At 69.4% G+C, this 14,197-nt stretch carries 19 protein-coding genes; 11 read left to right on the top strand and 8 right to left on the bottom strand.

Translation table 11 applies throughout. The features are described from left to right. The first annotated feature begins 276 nt into the window (after positions 1–276). The 3 genes from ACIOMQ_RS32605 to ACIOMQ_RS32595 are packed head-to-tail and all read left to right on the top strand — an operon-like array spanning position 277 to position 2,625. Positions 277–1,962, top strand: a complete 1,686-nt coding sequence (locus ACIOMQ_RS32605; protein ID WP_402191477.1) for an asparagine synthase-related protein — start codon at positions 277–279, stop codon at positions 1,960–1,962. Next, entirely contained in the window at positions 1,943–2,203 is a 261-nt protein-coding gene (locus tag ACIOMQ_RS32600; protein ID WP_401269393.1) for a lasso peptide biosynthesis PqqD family chaperone, read from the top strand. The genes ACIOMQ_RS32605 and ACIOMQ_RS32600 overlap by 20 nt, the downstream gene beginning before the upstream one ends. Then, positions 2,200–2,625: a lasso peptide biosynthesis B2 protein gene (locus ACIOMQ_RS32595; RefSeq protein ID WP_401759431.1), complete on the top strand. Its 426-nt coding sequence runs from the start codon at positions 2,200–2,202 to the stop codon at positions 2,623–2,625. Before ACIOMQ_RS32600 ends, ACIOMQ_RS32595 begins: the two co-directional genes overlap by 4 nt. A 376-nt stretch (positions 2,626–3,001) precedes the next feature. Here ACIOMQ_RS32595 and ACIOMQ_RS32590 read toward each other — a convergent pair whose 3' ends face one another. Then, positions 3,002–3,400 (bottom strand): hypothetical protein, encoded by a 399-nt coding sequence (locus ACIOMQ_RS32590; RefSeq protein ID WP_402191475.1) that lies wholly within the window; start codon positions 3,398–3,400, stop codon positions 3,002–3,004. Further along, complete coding sequence (locus ACIOMQ_RS32585; protein WP_402191472.1) at positions 3,372–3,581, bottom strand: helix-turn-helix transcriptional regulator; 210 nt, start codon at positions 3,579–3,581, stop codon at positions 3,372–3,374. The genes ACIOMQ_RS32590 and ACIOMQ_RS32585 overlap by 29 nt, the downstream gene beginning before the upstream one ends. Before the next feature lie 226 nt (positions 3,582–3,807). Between ACIOMQ_RS32585 and ACIOMQ_RS32580 the strand changes: the two genes are divergently transcribed. The 3 genes from ACIOMQ_RS32580 to ACIOMQ_RS32570 all read left to right on the top strand — a co-directional run bounded on the left by ACIOMQ_RS32580 (position 3,808) and on the right by ACIOMQ_RS32570 (position 5,967). Then, positions 3,808–4,482 (top strand): ArsR/SmtB family transcription factor, encoded by a 675-nt coding sequence (locus ACIOMQ_RS32580; RefSeq protein WP_402191470.1) that lies wholly within the window; start codon positions 3,808–3,810, stop codon positions 4,480–4,482. Next, positions 4,479–5,216: an SRPBCC domain-containing protein gene (locus tag ACIOMQ_RS32575; RefSeq protein WP_362211310.1), complete on the top strand. Its 738-nt coding sequence runs from the start codon at positions 4,479–4,481 to the stop codon at positions 5,214–5,216. The genes ACIOMQ_RS32580 and ACIOMQ_RS32575 overlap by 4 nt, the downstream gene beginning before the upstream one ends. A gap of 178 nt (positions 5,217–5,394) precedes the next feature. Further along, positions 5,395–5,967, top strand: coding sequence for a dihydrofolate reductase family protein (locus tag ACIOMQ_RS32570; protein WP_401759423.1), 573 nt, complete (start codon positions 5,395–5,397; stop codon positions 5,965–5,967). A gap of 1,050 nt (positions 5,968–7,017) precedes the next feature. Here the strand turns inward: ACIOMQ_RS32570 and ACIOMQ_RS32565 are convergent. Together ACIOMQ_RS32565 and ACIOMQ_RS32560 are read right to left on the bottom strand one after the other, a co-directional pair. Beyond that, the gene (locus tag ACIOMQ_RS32565) at positions 7,018–7,257 is read right to left on the bottom strand and encodes a hypothetical protein (RefSeq protein ID WP_402191468.1); all 240 of its coding nucleotides are present in this window, start codon (positions 7,255–7,257) and stop codon (positions 7,018–7,020) included. Between the two features lie 54 nt (positions 7,258–7,311). Beyond that, the gene (locus ACIOMQ_RS32560) at positions 7,312–8,415 is read right to left on the bottom strand and encodes a hypothetical protein (protein WP_402191466.1); all 1,104 of its coding nucleotides are present in this window, start codon (positions 8,413–8,415) and stop codon (positions 7,312–7,314) included. A gap of 194 nt (positions 8,416–8,609) precedes the next feature. Between ACIOMQ_RS32560 and ACIOMQ_RS32555 the strand changes: the two genes are divergently transcribed. After that, positions 8,610–8,780 carry a hypothetical protein gene (locus ACIOMQ_RS32555; RefSeq protein ID WP_362211300.1) on the top strand — a complete coding sequence of 57 codons (171 nt, stop codon included), beginning with the start codon at positions 8,610–8,612 and terminating at the stop codon, positions 8,778–8,780. 116 nt (positions 8,781–8,896) lie between these two features. Here ACIOMQ_RS32555 and ACIOMQ_RS32550 read toward each other — a convergent pair whose 3' ends face one another. Beyond that, positions 8,897–9,169 (bottom strand): hypothetical protein, encoded by a 273-nt coding sequence (locus ACIOMQ_RS32550; RefSeq protein WP_401269413.1) that lies wholly within the window; start codon positions 9,167–9,169, stop codon positions 8,897–8,899. A gap of 105 nt (positions 9,170–9,274) precedes the next feature. Between ACIOMQ_RS32550 and ACIOMQ_RS32545 the strand changes: the two genes are divergently transcribed. Then, positions 9,275–9,625 carry a hypothetical protein gene (locus ACIOMQ_RS32545; RefSeq protein ID WP_401269416.1) on the top strand — a complete coding sequence of 117 codons (351 nt, stop codon included), beginning with the start codon at positions 9,275–9,277 and terminating at the stop codon, positions 9,623–9,625. Between the two features lie 280 nt (positions 9,626–9,905). Continuing rightward, on the top strand, positions 9,906–10,310 hold the full coding sequence (locus tag ACIOMQ_RS32540; protein WP_362211294.1) for a nuclear transport factor 2 family protein: 405 nt from the start codon (positions 9,906–9,908) through the stop codon (positions 10,308–10,310). 316 nt (positions 10,311–10,626) lie between these two features. On the opposite strand, the gene ACIOMQ_RS32535 is transcribed toward ACIOMQ_RS32540, so the two are convergent. Next, positions 10,627–11,052 carry a hypothetical protein gene (locus tag ACIOMQ_RS32535; RefSeq protein WP_362211367.1) on the bottom strand — a complete coding sequence of 142 codons (426 nt, stop codon included), beginning with the start codon at positions 11,050–11,052 and terminating at the stop codon, positions 10,627–10,629. Positions 11,053–11,146: 94 nt separating this feature from the next. Between ACIOMQ_RS32535 and ACIOMQ_RS32530 the strand changes: the two genes are divergently transcribed. Further along, the gene (locus tag ACIOMQ_RS32530) at positions 11,147–11,368 is read left to right on the top strand and encodes a hypothetical protein (protein WP_401759415.1); all 222 of its coding nucleotides are present in this window, start codon (positions 11,147–11,149) and stop codon (positions 11,366–11,368) included. Between the two features lie 519 nt (positions 11,369–11,887). Here the strand turns inward: ACIOMQ_RS32530 and ACIOMQ_RS32525 are convergent. Next, positions 11,888–12,481, bottom strand: coding sequence for an isochorismatase family protein (locus ACIOMQ_RS32525; protein WP_362211291.1), 594 nt, complete (start codon positions 12,479–12,481; stop codon positions 11,888–11,890). A gap of 626 nt (positions 12,482–13,107) precedes the next feature. On the opposite strand from ACIOMQ_RS32525, the gene ACIOMQ_RS32520 reads away from it, so the two are divergent. Then, positions 13,108–13,581 carry a hypothetical protein gene (locus ACIOMQ_RS32520; RefSeq protein WP_362211288.1) on the top strand — a complete coding sequence of 158 codons (474 nt, stop codon included), beginning with the start codon at positions 13,108–13,110 and terminating at the stop codon, positions 13,579–13,581. 204 nt (positions 13,582–13,785) lie between these two features. Here the strand turns inward: ACIOMQ_RS32520 and ACIOMQ_RS32515 are convergent, their stop codons facing one another. Further along, positions 13,786–14,022, bottom strand: a complete 237-nt coding sequence (locus ACIOMQ_RS32515; protein ID WP_362211285.1) for a hypothetical protein — start codon at positions 14,020–14,022, stop codon at positions 13,786–13,788. Positions 14,023–14,197 lie beyond the last annotated feature (175 nt).

The raw sequence follows: 14,197 nt of genomic DNA, 5'->3' as shown, positions 1-14,197 counted from the left end.
CCGTCTGGCCGGGCCACAGCCCGTTCGCGGTTCGGGGCAGGAGTACCAGGTAGCGGTTGGTGCGAGGCGTTGGGAGTTGGCTGCTGAGTGAGTGGCATGGTGGCGTGCTGGTTCGTGGCGCTCCCGGATCGGGAGACGCGGCAGGAGTTGGCTGCACGGTTGCGGGAGGGGGCCGTCGATGTGGTGTGCCATCCGTCGGGCCGGCCGTGGCTGGTGGGGTCCTGGCCGCCGGGGCGGATGGTTCTGGCTTCGGAGGGCGGGCGGACGCTGGCGGTCGTGGGTACCTCGTCGACGACGCCTGTGGAACTGACGGCCCGTCTGAAGAGGGTCCGTACGCTCGCGGACGTCGAACCCGCGCTGCACGGGGTGCACGGCAGTTTCCACGTGGCCGCGTCCGTGGACGGCCACATGCACGTGCGCGGGAGCGCCTTCGGGGCCCGACGCCTGTACCGGGCGACGGTCGAGGGACTGACGGTGTGCGCGGACCGGGCCCGTTCGCTGGCCCACCTCACCACCGACGCCGTCCTTGATCCGGCCCGAGTCGCCGCCCGCCTTGCCGCGCCCTGCCTGCCGCACCCGCTGGCCGACGCCGCGATGTGGACCGGGGTGGAAACCGTCGAGCCCGGCCACACTCTCCGCGTCGCTCCTGACGGACGTGCGTACACCACCGTGTGGTGGCGGCCACCGCCCGCACACCTGCCCATGGCGGATGCCGCGGGCCTGTTGCGTGAGGCCCTGCAGGCCGCTGTGGCCCTGCGCGTGCGTCCGGGCCGGGTGCTGGCCGCGGATCTGTCCGGCGGCATGGATTCCACATCGCTGTGTTTCCTGGCTGCCGAAGCCGGCGCCGATCTGGTCACCTCGACCCAGCACTGGAACAGCCCCGGCAACCAGGACCACCACTACGCCCGCTTCGCCGCCGACCGCCTGCCGCGCGTCGAACCCCTGGTCTTCACCTCCGCGGACTTGCCCGCATGCTTCACCGGTCTCGACGAACGCCGCGAACCCCTGGAGGAGCCCTCGGGGCTCCTGCGCGACCGAGCACGGCACTGCCACACGGCCGGCGCGCTGCGCGCCCGGGGAGCCGAGCTGCGCCTGTCGGGACACGGAGGCGACCACGCCGTCGAGCCCCCCGCCGCCTACCTCCACACCCTCTGGCGGCGTAGCCCCCTCACCGCGCTGCGGGTCACGAACGGATTCAGGGCCCGCGGCCGTTGGAGCCTGCCGGCCGCCGCGCGGATGCTGCTGGGCGCGGGCTCCTACCCGGCCTGGCTCACCGGCGCCGCCGCTCGCCTGCGCGAATGCGCCTGGACGAACCCGGGGCCCGACTCGTGGGGCCCCCGGCCGGCCCTGCCGCCCTGGGCGAGCGACCAAGCCGTGGACCTGGTCGCCACGGTCCTGCGCCGCGCAGCCGAAGACACCGAGCCGCTGGACCCCGACCCCGGCCGACACGCCTGGCTCCACCAGATGCGTGAGGCCGGACGCGGTGCTGCCCTCCTCCACGAGGCATCCATCACCCACGAACTGCCGATGGACAGCCCCTTATGCGACGACGCCGTCCTGACCGCCTGCCTAACCGTCCGTCCCCACGAAGCGGGCCATCCCTGGGCCTACAAACCTCTGCTGGCCGCCGCGATGGAGGGCCTGGTGCCCGAACACATCCTGCACCGCACCACCAAGGACCACTGCGGCCCCGACTGGTACCTCGGCCTGCGCACGCACCGCCGCCACCTGTCCGACATCGCCGACACCTCGCACCTTGCCGCCGCCGGCCTCGCCGACCAGGAACTCCTGCGCCGCGCCCTGATCAGCCCCGACCTGAACACCGGCGGCGCCCCGGAAGTGGAGAACACGCTGGGCGCCGAGGCATGGCTGCGCGACCTGGCCGCCCACCCCGCCCCCGCCCACCTCGTCCACCTCCACCACCCGCACGAGGAGCACCCCGTTGACACAACTGCGCACTGACGTCGCCTGCTGCCCCACCGACGAAGGCATGGTCCTGCTCGACGAACGCGACGGCCGCTACTGGCAGCTCAACGCAACCGGCGCCACCGTCCTCCAGGCACTCCTCGACGGCGCCGGCCCCCAGCAGATCGCCGACCGACTCGCCGCCACCCGCCCCGTCACCCGCGATCGCGCCACGGCCGACGTCACCGCCCTGCTCGACCGCCTCACCCGCTGCGGACTGGTGGTCGACGCCCCGTGAGCCAGATCCTCGACACCGGCCACAACCGTCCCCCGCTCGGCCGCCGCACCGCCGCCCGCACCGCCGTCGCCGCCGCACGGCTACTGGCCCGCCTGCCACCCAAGGACTTACAGGCCCTGCTGCGGGCCGCGCGCCGCGGAGCGCGGCCCGCCGACCACGCCACGGCCCTGCGGGCCCGGCAGGACGTCACGGCGGTAAGCGTCCTGTGCTCCGGGCGCTACTGCCTCCAACGCTCCCTCGCCACAGCCCTGTTGTGCCGCCTCGGCGGCACCTGGCCCACCTGGTCCACCGGCGTACGCACCCCGCCCTTCGCCGCCCACGCCTGGGTCGAAGCCGACGGCCGCCGCGTCGGCGAACCCGACGACACCGCCTCCTACCGCACCCTGCTCACCGTCCCCCCGCTCAGCGACCACCTCCCGTAGCACGAGGCCGCACAGGTACCCCACGGTCGTGCGTCAACCAGTCCTGTCCGCAACTCCGGGGCGAGCGCTATCCGAAGGGGCGGCCGTGGTTGGTGGGCTGCTGGCCGCAGGACGGGCGGTTCTGGCCTCGGCGGGCGGGCGAGACGAAGTCGCGTACGTCCACACGCATGGCACGGCTCCGACGGATGTGAGCGAACAGCTCAGGCCGCGACAGACGCACTCCGGCCTCCCGGCACGACCGTGAACAGCTCAGCCCCGACATGCCCGTGATCGACGGGAGACACCCTGCCATCCGTCCAGCAGACGGCCCGACGCATCCACTCCGCCGCGGGCCCGTCGTCACACAGTTGCCGCCAACAGCTGAGAGGTCCACGCCTCAGGTGTGCCGACGAAAGAAGGCGACGAACACGACGTAGGCGAGGGCGGCGGTCGCCATCATCCAGTAGAACGGGTTGCCGCTCCGTCCGGACGCCGACTCACCGATGAAGGCGCCGAGATTCCCCAGCGTCAGCACCACTCCCGTGCCTGCCCGGGTCCGCTGACCGATCAGAGCGAAGCGTTCGTCAGGTTCCTCGGTGAGGCTCCGGCAGGTCTCGCTGCGCCGAGCCAGCAGAATCAAGGCAAGACCGCAGACCGCGACCCTGAGCATCACCAGACCAAGGCGGAGGTGGCCGCCAACAGCCGCGGACACCAGGCAAACGACGCCGATCCCGAGGAAGAAGGCGGGCATCGACCGCCGCGATTTTCTATTCACCTGTTGGGCTGTCTTCGACATGGAACATCTCCTCAATGCCGACCCCGAAGAACCTGGCCAGGGAGAAGGCGAGCGGCAGGGACGGCGTGTACCGCTCGGTCTCAATGGCATTGATCGTCTGCCGCGAGACCCCCAGGGCCGCGCCCAGCTGCCCCTGGGAGAGTCCTCGCGACGATCGCAGTTCTCTGACCGTGTTCCTCACCTGTCAAGCAGGCTTGTCACCCCCGACGGCTGTCAAGCCTGCTTTACAGAAGCGGTCGAAGCTGAAGCGTGGAACTCCCTCCACCCTCAGAGACCGCCGACCGGTGGAGCCAAATCAACCCGGTACGCCAGTGGGGGCCAGAAGACGCGGGCACAACGAAGCCCGAACGGTCACCGACAATAAATTTTGTCTTGACAAAATTATTTATCGGAAGGATTCTGGAACGGTGCTGGACGTCGCTGTGATCGAAGAACCCGCTGCGGCCGAGTCGTCTTTGGACCCGATACGGTCCCGGATCCTCGCCGCCCTGGCCGAGCCCGGCTCGGCCGCCATGCTGGCCGTCCGCCTGGGGCTGCCCCGGCAGAAGGTCAACTACCACCTCAAGGAGCTGGAGCGTCACGGGCTGGTCGAGCTAGCCGAGGAACGCCGCAAGGGCAACGTCACCGAGCGGGTGTACCGCGCCACCGCCGCTTCCTACGTGATCTCCCCCAGTGCCTTGGCCGCCGTCAGCCCGGATCCTTCCCGGTCTCCCGACCAGCTCTCCGCGCGCTGGCTGCTGGCGCTGGGGGCGCGGCTGGTGCAGGAGGTCGGCACGCTGCTGGCCGGCGCGACCCGAGTACGGCGACGGGTCGCCAGCTTCGGCATCGACGCCGAGGTGCGGTTCGCCTCCGCGGCCGACCGGACGGCCTTCGCCGATGAGCTGGCCCAGGCGGTGGCGGCCCTCGTCGGCCGCTACCACGACGAGGCCGCCCCGGAAGGCCGGAGCCACCGAGTGATCGTCGGGCTCCACCAGATCCCCGCGCCGCAGCCCGGCCCTGACGCGAACGCGGACGGCCCGCAGCAGCGATCCGGGGGGGCGCACGAGACCGAATCCGAAGCAGGACAGGACAACGCACCATGACGCACCCCTTCGAGATCGAACGGGAGACGACCCTCCCGGCGAGCCCGGAACAGGTCTGGGAAGCGATCGCCACAGGACCGGGGATCGACTCCTGGTTCATGGGCCGCAACGAGGTGGAGCCACGCGAGTGCGGGGCCGCCGCCATGGAAACCGGGGGGCACCGGGAGGAGGCGGTGGTCACCGCCTACGAGCCCGGCAAACGCTTCGCGACTCGCACAGCCACTGCCGAGGACGGCCGGTTCATGGCCTTCGAGTACCTGATCGAGGGGCGGGACGGCGGCAGCACCGTGCTCCGCGTCGTCCACAGCGGCCTGCTCGGCGACGACTGGCAGGACGAGTACGACGCCCTGCGCCGCGGCTGGCCCTTCCACCTCCACACGCTCCGCGAATACCTGACGCACTTCCCCGGACGCACCGGCGTTCCCGTCTTCGCCCTGGCGCCGTCCGGCGTGCGATCGGCACTGGAGGTGCGGGCGGCACTCGCCCAAGGGCTGTCGCTGCCGTGCCCGACCCCCGTGGGCTCGCAGGTACACGCCACACCGGCCGGGCTACCGCCACTGGATGGCGAAGTCGTCTGGTCCGACGACGAGCGCATGGAGCTCCGCACCGCCGACGGGATCTACACCTTCCACCACGGCTCCGGCATGGCGCTGATGTTCCACCACCTGTTCGGCCCGGACACGGACCACGCCGAGGCCGCCTGGCAGCAGTGGCTGACCGGACTCCTCAGCTGACCTCCGCACGCCGCTCAGGACGCCCGTACGCGCGGCGTGTGCCAGATCCCGGCGCCACCGGAAGAGCTGCCTGATGCGGCTCTCCGGGATACGTCATCACCAGTTCTCCGCCGTCCCGAACAGGGCCGAAGCGGCAGCATGCAACCGAAATCCAGACACGAGACACCAAGGAAACCTCATGCGTCCCCTGATCAGCACCGCCTTCGTCTCGCTCGACGGCGTCGTGGAGGGCCCCGGCGGCGAACCGGGCTACCGAAACTCTGGATGGACCTACAAGGACATCGAGTTCGTCCCCGAGGCGTTCGAAATCAAGGGGCGGGAGCAGAGGGAATCCACCGCGATCCTGTTGGGCCGGGTCAGCTACGAGGCGTTCAGCCCGGTGTGGCCGGACATGGAGGAATTCGCCGACTACAAGACGATGCCGAAGTACGTCGTCTCCACCACGCTCACCGACGACGCCCTCGTCTCGAACTGGGGCGAGACCACCATCCTGCGCTCGCTCGACGAGGTCGCCGCACTCAAGGAGACCGAGGGAGGCCCGATCATCATCCACGGCAGCGCCTCCCTCAACCACGCTCTGTCCGACGCAGGCCTGATCGACCGCTACAACCTGCTCGTCTTCCCGCTGCTGCTCGGCGCCGGCAAGCGCCTGTTCAGCACGACGGACAAGGACACCCAGAAGCTGAAGCTGGTCGAGTACGAGGCCTACTCCAACGGCCTGCAGAAGAACGTCTTCGACGTCGTCCACTGACAGGGCTTCGCCTCTCGCCCTGCCATCGCCTCCTCATACGCGACACTCGCGGAAACACTGGTGGCGGTACCGGGGCGACCAGTACACCGCATCGCTACGATGATCCGCCCAGGCCGACGAGGGCAGATCAACGCTCGGCACCTCCCGCTCGGACGAGCCCGTCCCGGACGCTTGCCCCAGCGATCATGAGGAAATGCCACCCCATGAGACGAGGGCCTCCTGCCACGGTGTGAGACAGCGCAAGAACCCCTGGTCAGTCGACACGACGCGCTACGGCGCAAGCTGCGAGACCCTACCGGGAGGCGGCCCGGCCGCCGGCTAGGAGACAGACCAGGGGCAACCGGCCACCGCCCGTATCCCGATCCTCACGCCTGGCCCGCGCCAGCGCATCCGGATGAGGCGGATGCGCTCGCTGTCACCCAGGTGGAGTTTGGCGCAGGGGGCCGCTTGGTGGTGGAGGTGCTGACCGGGCCCAGGGTGCGGTGAGCGTCCACGTGGGCGCGACACGCGCGACATCCCGCGTGTTCTTCGAGCCTTGGGTACGGCGGCCAGCCCCTGGACAGCGGGTTACTCCTGTTCTCCCGGTCGGTGGCCTGGTGGCGGGACCTCAGGGCTCCTGAAGGTTGCTCGATCTGGCGGAGCGATTGCCGCCCCCGGCGAACATGGGGCCGAGCAGCCGCGCGAGTGCAAGCCCTACCCCGACGACCGCTGGAACGAGGGCTGCACCAACGCCTGGAAACTCTGGGAGGAGATCGTCCCGCTCGGTCGCAAGGGCAGCCACGGCCTCGTCAGCGCCTGCATCAGGAAGAGGCGCACGTCACCCCGGCCGATCACCGTACAGCCCCCGGCACCCCGCCTGGTGGCCGGATGGATTCTCAGCCGCCCGGAAGCGCTCCCGGAGATCGGACAACTCCGACTCAAGGCGGCCTTGGCCAACTGTCCCGAGTTCGACACCCTCACTGCCACGTCCGGTCCTTCGCCCAGATTCTCGCCGAGCGCCAGGGCGAACGGCTCCCTGAGTGGCTCGACGCCGTCCGCCAGGACGACCTGTCAAACCTCCGTAGCCTCGCCGCGGGCATCGACCGCTACCGCGACGCTGTGATCGCCGGTCCGACCCTGCCCCGGAGCTCGGGCGTGGCCGAGGGTCACATCAATCGGATCAAGATGCTGAAGTGCCAAAATGTTCGGCCGTGCCAGCTTCCAACTGCTGTGGAATCGAGTTCTGTTGTCGTGGTGGGCAGTGACGACGTCATGGGAGTTGAGCCAGAAACGCTTCTCGTGAACATCCACCGGCTTCGAGATCGCTCCCTGCTGCCCCAAACCGATGTCCAGACGCCGCGGGCTTCAAGTGAACGGAGCCACCGTGGCTCCTGCTGAAACGAGAGGCCGTGCCATCCGGTGGTGAGGATCAGCGGGGGTCGACCACGGCAGCCGGCGTACGTGCGGCGAGGAGGAGATCCTCGTAGGTGTGGTGGTGACGGGTGGTGGTGCGGTGGTGCAGCAGGCCGGCCGCGCGGACATGCTGACCGGCGTCGACGAGGGCACGGGCGAGGGTGTCCTGGATGATCCGCGCTCGACCCGCACCCCACCGATCCGTTCCGCTTTCTCGCCCAGGCTGCTCAGCAGGTCCACCGCGACGCGGGGGCGGCCCGCGGTGACCTCCGCCAGAGCTTGCACCACGGGAGCCAGGACATCGCGGAAATCGGGGCGTTCGTCGGCGGCAGCCCGACGGGACGGGACGCGCAGGTCGTCGGTGGCCGCCTCCACGGCCAGGGCCAGCGCGAGGTTGAAGGTGTGGAAGACCTCCGCCATCCCGCCCGGTGCGGCGAGCAGTTCCCGGACCAGGTCCGGGTCGGTTTGGCCGGCCGGTGACCGTCCGACCAGGAGCAGACGCCAGTTCGTCGCGGCCCGCATGCCGACATCCGTACGCGCCAGTGCCGTGTCCGCCCGCCGACGCGCGTCCGGGAAGTCGCCGCAGGCGATGGACTGCAGTGCGGCGTGCCAGTTCAGATGCCGTGACTGCACCGCCTGCGGGTCCGCCCGGAGCCACTGGTCCAGGAAGTCGCCGCAGGCGCGTCCGGTTCCCAACTCATGCTCGGCGTGCGCGAGGGCGTGTGCGGCCACCCCCGAGCGGGGATACAGGGCCAACGCCTGCTCGGCCAGCTCGTGCGCCTCCCGTACCCGGCCCTGCTCCGCCCTGGCCGACGCCAGCCAGCTCATCCACGGCCAGCTCTCCGGACCGGCCAGTGCCGCCTGCTCCTCCATCAGAGCATCGCCGTGCGCACGGTAGGCGGTGTCCCCGCAGGAGGAGAACGCGCCCATCACGAGACCGGCCAGTTCATCAGCGGGCCACGGGGCGAAGTGCCCCGCCAGGTGATCGGCCGTCAGCCGGTACTGCCGGTGCGTGACGGGATGCTCCCGCCGCGGCTCCCCACCAACGTCGGCCACTACGAGGACACATTTCAGAAGGTCGACGGCGAGTGGCTCCTCGCCACCCGAGCTGTGTTCCTGCCCTTTGGCGGCGATACGGAGCGCCTACCCACCTCGCCTCGTGACTCATGAGAACGGACCACCGCGGAGGCGGGGTCCAACCTTTTGGAGCCTCTTGGTGCCTCGTTGCGGAGCCGGGTGGTGGTCTTGTCGTGGTACCCGAGAGCGTCCGCGACGACGGGGGCGGGCAGTTCGAGGAGTTGCTGCCGGATGGAGGCGCCACGAGCGGCTGCGGCCGGGACCCCGACCTGGTTCAGGAGCGCGGACAGGTGGTCAGGGCGGGGTTGGTGGCGGTGTTCATGTTGTCGCGGTTCGCGATGTGATCCAGCAGCAGGGGCAGCGACCGGTGCGGGAACGGGCGAGGCCGGCTCTCCGAGCCGCAGCGGCACCGTGTCCCCATCGCAGATGACGTCGTAGACGCTCAGCCGCACAATGCGGCTCACGAGCTGCGCGTGGAGGAGCACGATGACTCCGGCGACTCGGAGACGCATGGGTGTCTCCAGTCGGTCAGCAGTCGGCCAAGGGCGCCGAGGCGCTCGACCTCGCTCAGCGCGGCTCGCCGGGAGAGCTTCATCGCGGGGATGGAGAGGGTGCGTCGGTAGCGGCGGCTCTGCATGGCCCAGTTGGGGAAGGCTCTCAGACAGGTGCGGCTGTGTTCGGTGTCACCCGGTCGGTGGGGCGCGGCAGAGCCCGTGCCCGGCGGCTCCGTCATCCGCGAGTACCTGTACGAGCACCAGGCGGCGGCCGCTGTCACCGAAGGTACCCTCGTCCCCGTCCCCGTCCCCGTCCCCGTCCCCTGCAAGGATCGGACGGGGCGGTGAGGGCCGCGGGGCTGTGGCCGCCGGTCTGGACGGACGACACCCACCCGGTCCGGCGCCGGCCCCGGTCCGGCTGGTCCGTGAACGCCCCGGACGAAATCGTGGAGATGGCGCACCCGCTGTACCCCTCCCCGGAGCTGCCCTACAAGGTCCTTGTCTGCGATGCCCAGCACTGCGTCGTAGACGAGACCCACTACAACGGCGCACCGTCACGGGGGGCGTGGGGATGGTGCACGAACCAGGAGGACGCGGCCGAGGCAGCGGACGCACTGGTGGCCACCCGTACGGTCTGGGACACGACGCCCCGAGGAGGGGCGGTCGAGGTCGCAGCTCCGGCACCACCACGGTGACGGCGGCATCGCCCAAAGCTTCGGGAATGGGACCCGGCTACCGCCGATTGGCTCACGCCGATCCGGTGCGACAGCGGCCGGACGACCTGTAGCGCACTGCGATTCACCTCGGTGTCGGCGCGGGCGGCAGGTACCCGTGGGGAAAGCCGAGTCGCCGCGTCGGACGGTCTACGCTGTCACCGTTGCCCATTACGTTCAACGGCCGAGCGTCCTGGGAGGAAGCCTTGAAGCGTTCCCACGTCCCCAAAACGCTCCGGCCGCCTGCAGAAGGGACAATGCGATGGATCCTGATATCCGCACCAGGGCCGCACTCGAAGAGCACTGGCAGGCATCGGAACGTGGGGATGCCGAAGCCGAGCACGCCATCTACGCTGCGGACGCGATCCTCGACTACCCCCAGTCAGGTGAACGGTTCCGGGGCCGCGCAACGATTTCGGCGCAACGTGGCGGGCATCCGGCCGATCGGCACTTCACGGTCCACCGGATCGTTGGCAGCGGGGATCTGTGGGTGAGCGAGTGTGTCATCACATACGACGGGGTGCCCACCTACTCGGTGAGCATCATGGAGTTTGCCGATGGGCACGTGGTGCACGAGACGCAGTACTTCGCGGACGCCTTCGGTGCGCCTGAATGGCGGACAGCACTCGCGGAGCCGATGCCGGGCAGGAATATCGCCAAGGCTTGATCCAGGGCCGGCCTGGCTCGTTCATGAGCCTGTGTCAGCTCGTTGACGCGGGCTCTGGGCTTTCGTGGACGGCGTGTTCTGCCCTGTGGGTGTGGCGAGGGCCCCGAGTGCCGCCTCGGGTGGGCGTGGATTTTCACAACGCCGGGGGTGATGCGGTTCGTCGGGACGGACGGGGTTCTCCGGCCAGTCCGGTGCCGGTAGGACTGGAGCCGAGCGAAGGCACTGGTGAGGGCCCCGGTCCAGGGCCAGTGACGGGCGAAGCGAAGGTAGGTGCGTCGGCCTGTGTCGATCAGGCGGGCTGCTACGGAGAACAGTCTCAGGCGAAGGGTCTTGGGCTCCCGGCGGCAGGCAGGTCCCTCGGGGCCGACACGGGCAGCCAGGCAGGAGGGTCCGGGGCGAGGAAGGCAACCTCCAGCCAGACCTGGTTGTGGGCGGCGCCATGGAGGGGCAGGTTGCGCAGGCCGGCGTCGCGGGCGGCCCGTATGCGGCCACCGGCTCCGGTCCCGGCCGCTCCATGGACGATGAACGCCAGGAGCGGGTGCCCAAAGGCACGCTTCCAGGTCGGCGTCGCGTCCTGCTTCTCGGAGTACGCGGTGACCAGGGCGGTATCGATGTCCATGGTGACCGCGCCGTCCGGACCGAGCGAGCTGCGGTCGCCGGCCAGTGCCCACATCCGCTGCCGGGCGGAGCGGATCGCAGTCAGGGCCTTCGGGTCGGCCTTGGCGGTACGTACCGCCCGCAAGGCATCGAGTCCGGCGAACGACTCGGTCGACGCAGGAGGGTGGTCGAGCGGACGGCCTCGTGACTCTCGGACTGCCGCAGATTCAGCCCCTGTTATGAACGAAGCCCCCGCAACCATCTCGCCTTTCTTGCTCTCGCTGCTGCTTGTGCTGCTACAGGCGATCGTCCGCCTCATCACGTGGGCCAGGTCTTGGATTCTCCTGCAGTCCATGAGCACGACGCCGTCGACGGTGACTGCGGCAGATCGCCGCGAATTTCGCGTGCCGGCTCGAAAGAATCCGAAGGATGGCGTCCGGGCAGCCGACCTGCCCATGTGACTGATCCGGATCGGCATCGCAGAGGACGGGCACAGCGGATCGAACCTCTCAGGGGCGAACGGCGTGACCATGCCACGAAGCCCTGGATGTTCTGTCCTGGGAGGTTGTGGACGGGTGATGCAGGTCTCGGTTGGGGGATCTTGAAATGGATAGGGGCCATCTGGCCTGGTATGGCTCGCGACATCTGCGCCAGCGATCGGAAGGGCCGTCGTGCCCACCGTTGCGCTTTCACCGCCCTGGTGGGCGAAGACCGCGATGACGGCAACAACCGCCCGAACGGAACGCCGGTGACACGCGAAAGCGAGTCCCGGCGACACCCCGCAGGCTCCGCCCATTCGCGGACCCGGTCACCTCACCCGCGGCCTTGCCCGAGCCACGCTGGACACCGGCGGGCGAACAACCGACGGGGGAATCCCCCACCCGGCCCGGCTCCCCGCGTCGAGCCCGGCGACGAGGTGGACACAGCCTTCGCCGGGCCGGCAGGACGCCGATACAGACGCGTCTCGAACCGGAGCCGAACTATTCCGGTACCGGCGCCTCGCCGGATACCGCAATGCCTGCCTGACGAAAATCGTTGAGGGCAGCAGCCGTTGTGCGCGGGGCGACCCCGACCGAGTAGTCGAGACGTACCCGTGCGCGGAATCCCGCCGCAACGGCGTCCAGCGCGGTCGCACGCACGCAGTGATCCGTCGCGATGCCCACCACATCGACGTCCTCGACCCCGCGGGCGCGCAGCCAGTCCGCCAGGGAGGTTCCCTCCGTGTCCGCGCCTTCGAAGCCGCTCTTGGAGGCACTGTGGGCACCCTTGAAGAAGACGGCGTGCACTTTGCCGTCCATGACCACGGGTGCGAAGTTCGGATGGAATTCACTGCCTTCGTTCCCTGCCACGCAGTGGACGGGGAAGCTGTCCTGGAAGTCCGGGGTCTCGGAGAAATGGCTGCCCGGATCAATGTGATGATCCCGGGTGGCCACAACATACTGGTAGTCGCGACCCTCGCTCTGCTCAACCAGATCGGCGATCGCCGAGGCGATCCGCGCACCTCCCGCGACGGGAACACTCCCACCCTCGCAGAAGTCGTTCTGCACATCCACCACGATCAAGCCTCGGCCCATCACAAACACCTTTCACAACTGCGGAACACAGGAAAGAACCAGCGACCCGGGCACCGAGCACCGACGGTCGGCGGGACGACGGAATCCGGTGATCAGGACCGCCGATTCCGCTTCCTCTCCAAGGACAACCATCCGGTCGGTCACATCACGGACAACCCTCGTGGATGCCTCCTTCGGCGCCCGGACCGGCAGAGCACCTGCGCGTCGAACGCCTCGGATCCGAGCGTCCGGCAGTGGTGCTCCTCCGAGGAGGTACCCGGTCAACTTGGGCTGCGGGCGCTACTACGGCGGGCAGGCCGCGGAGAGCGGGGGCGGCCCGCACCCGTCCACGTGACGTGATCATGAGTCAAGGGATAGCGGTCCGAGCCGCTTCACGGGTGCATCCACTCGTTGGAGGGCGTGCCCCCTCCATCATGTCCAGGCGGGCGCCGAGGGTGAAGCGGGCGGGGGCGGCCCGGCGCAAGGTGTACGTGCCGCCGAGATCGGGTGCCATGGCGCGTTCGACGGCGTCGGCGACGCGGTCGGCGCAAGCAGTGTCGCTTCGGTGTTGAAATCGCTGGACCGTATGGGTGAGTTCGTCGCTCCGGACTGTCGCAGGCATATGCGAACTGCGTAAAACCGGGGTTGTGATCAAGAACCTCATTTGGCGCGGCCTCCCCGCGCTCACCCTCGCAGCCCTGCCCATCCTGGCCGCGGTTCCTCCCGCCGGCGCCGTGGCGAGCAGCCGTACCGTCCAGAGCGCGCAGCCCCGAGAGTCCCTGCGGAGCGACTCACGCTTCTACGCGCCCGCAACCCTCGGCAAGAACCAGGCATGGACCTCCGGCAACGGCCGCACCATCCTGCGTGTTCAGAGCGACGGCAACGTCGTCGTCTACAAGGACAACCGCCCCGCCTGGCAGGCCCCGAACGTCTACCCCAACGCCGACCACCTCGTCATGCAGGAGGACGGCAACTTCGTCATCTACAACAGGGCAGGCAAGGCCATCTGGGCCGCCGGAACCTGGCACAAGGGCCGCTACCTCGCCGTCCAGGACGACGGCAACGTCGTCGTCTACAACAACGCCAACCAGCCCGTTTGGGCGACCAACACCGGCGACTGAGCGACACTCCCGTGTGCGACAGGGCCCGGACCAGCCGTGCGGGCCCTGTCTTCTCCCGTATCGATCGCTGCTCCCGCGAAAGCGCCCGCCTTCTCGTGGCAGAACGACTGACGTTGCGCGGCAGGCGGCACGTGCGCGGCATGCAGCATCCCTTTCAGACCTGTGGCCCTGGCCCTGGTAGGCGCGGAGATGCGCGGCCGGTGATCAACGGAACGGCCGGCGGATGCCCGTACCTCCTGTCGTCGGCGGGAGGAACATCTGGGCCACGAAGCCGCAGCACAACAGCATCGCCGTGAACGAAAGAAAGGTCGGAAGCACGCCGAGCGCGATTTCCAGTTGCCCGAGCACGATCGCAACGAGACCAGCAAGAACGGGTCCGGCCGTCGGCGCGGCGCCCAGCGGGCCACCGCCGCCGCCCCACCCGCCCCCGTAGGCAGGCACAGCCCTCTGCCTCCGCCTATCACGGAGAAGGACACCTCATGCGGCTGAGCCCTCAAGCGGAGAACGGCCCCCGGCAGAAATCGGGTAGTCGATGCGGACACAGCCTGGGGGGTGTGCGGGTGGCTGAGACGACCCTTACGACGCCGACCGTGCCCGATGCACATGCCGGGCGCTG

Origin of the sequence: Streptomyces sp. NPDC087845 (genome assembly GCF_044742755.1) — a bacterium.
In the GTDB taxonomy this organism is placed as follows: Bacteria; Actinomycetota; Actinomycetes; order Streptomycetales; family Streptomycetaceae; genus Streptomyces.
This window is presented reverse-complemented; position numbering and strand designations above follow the sequence as displayed.

Excerpts from the sequence above, each read along its gene's own strand:
- ACIOMQ_RS32590 (WP_402191475.1), bottom strand. The coding sequence starts at position 3,400 with ATGTCGAAGACAGCCCAACAGGTGAATAGAAAATCGCGGCGGTCGATG.
- ACIOMQ_RS32575 (WP_362211310.1), top strand. The coding sequence starts at position 4,479 with ATGACGCACCCCTTCGAGATCGAACGGGAGACGACCCTCCCGGCGAGC.
- ACIOMQ_RS32570 (WP_401759423.1), top strand. The coding sequence starts at position 5,395 with ATGCGTCCCCTGATCAGCACCGCCTTCGTCTCGCTCGACGGCGTCGTG.
- ACIOMQ_RS32550 (WP_401269413.1), bottom strand. The coding sequence starts at position 9,169 with ATGACGGAGCCGCCGGGCACGGGCTCTGCCGCGCCCCACCGACCGGGT.
- ACIOMQ_RS32540 (WP_362211294.1), top strand. The coding sequence starts at position 9,906 with ATGGATCCTGATATCCGCACCAGGGCCGCACTCGAAGAGCACTGGCAG.
- ACIOMQ_RS32530 (WP_401759415.1), top strand. The coding sequence starts at position 11,147 with ATGAACGAAGCCCCCGCAACCATCTCGCCTTTCTTGCTCTCGCTGCTG.
- ACIOMQ_RS32525 (WP_362211291.1), bottom strand. The coding sequence starts at position 12,481 with ATGGGCCGAGGCTTGATCGTGGTGGATGTGCAGAACGACTTCTGCGAG.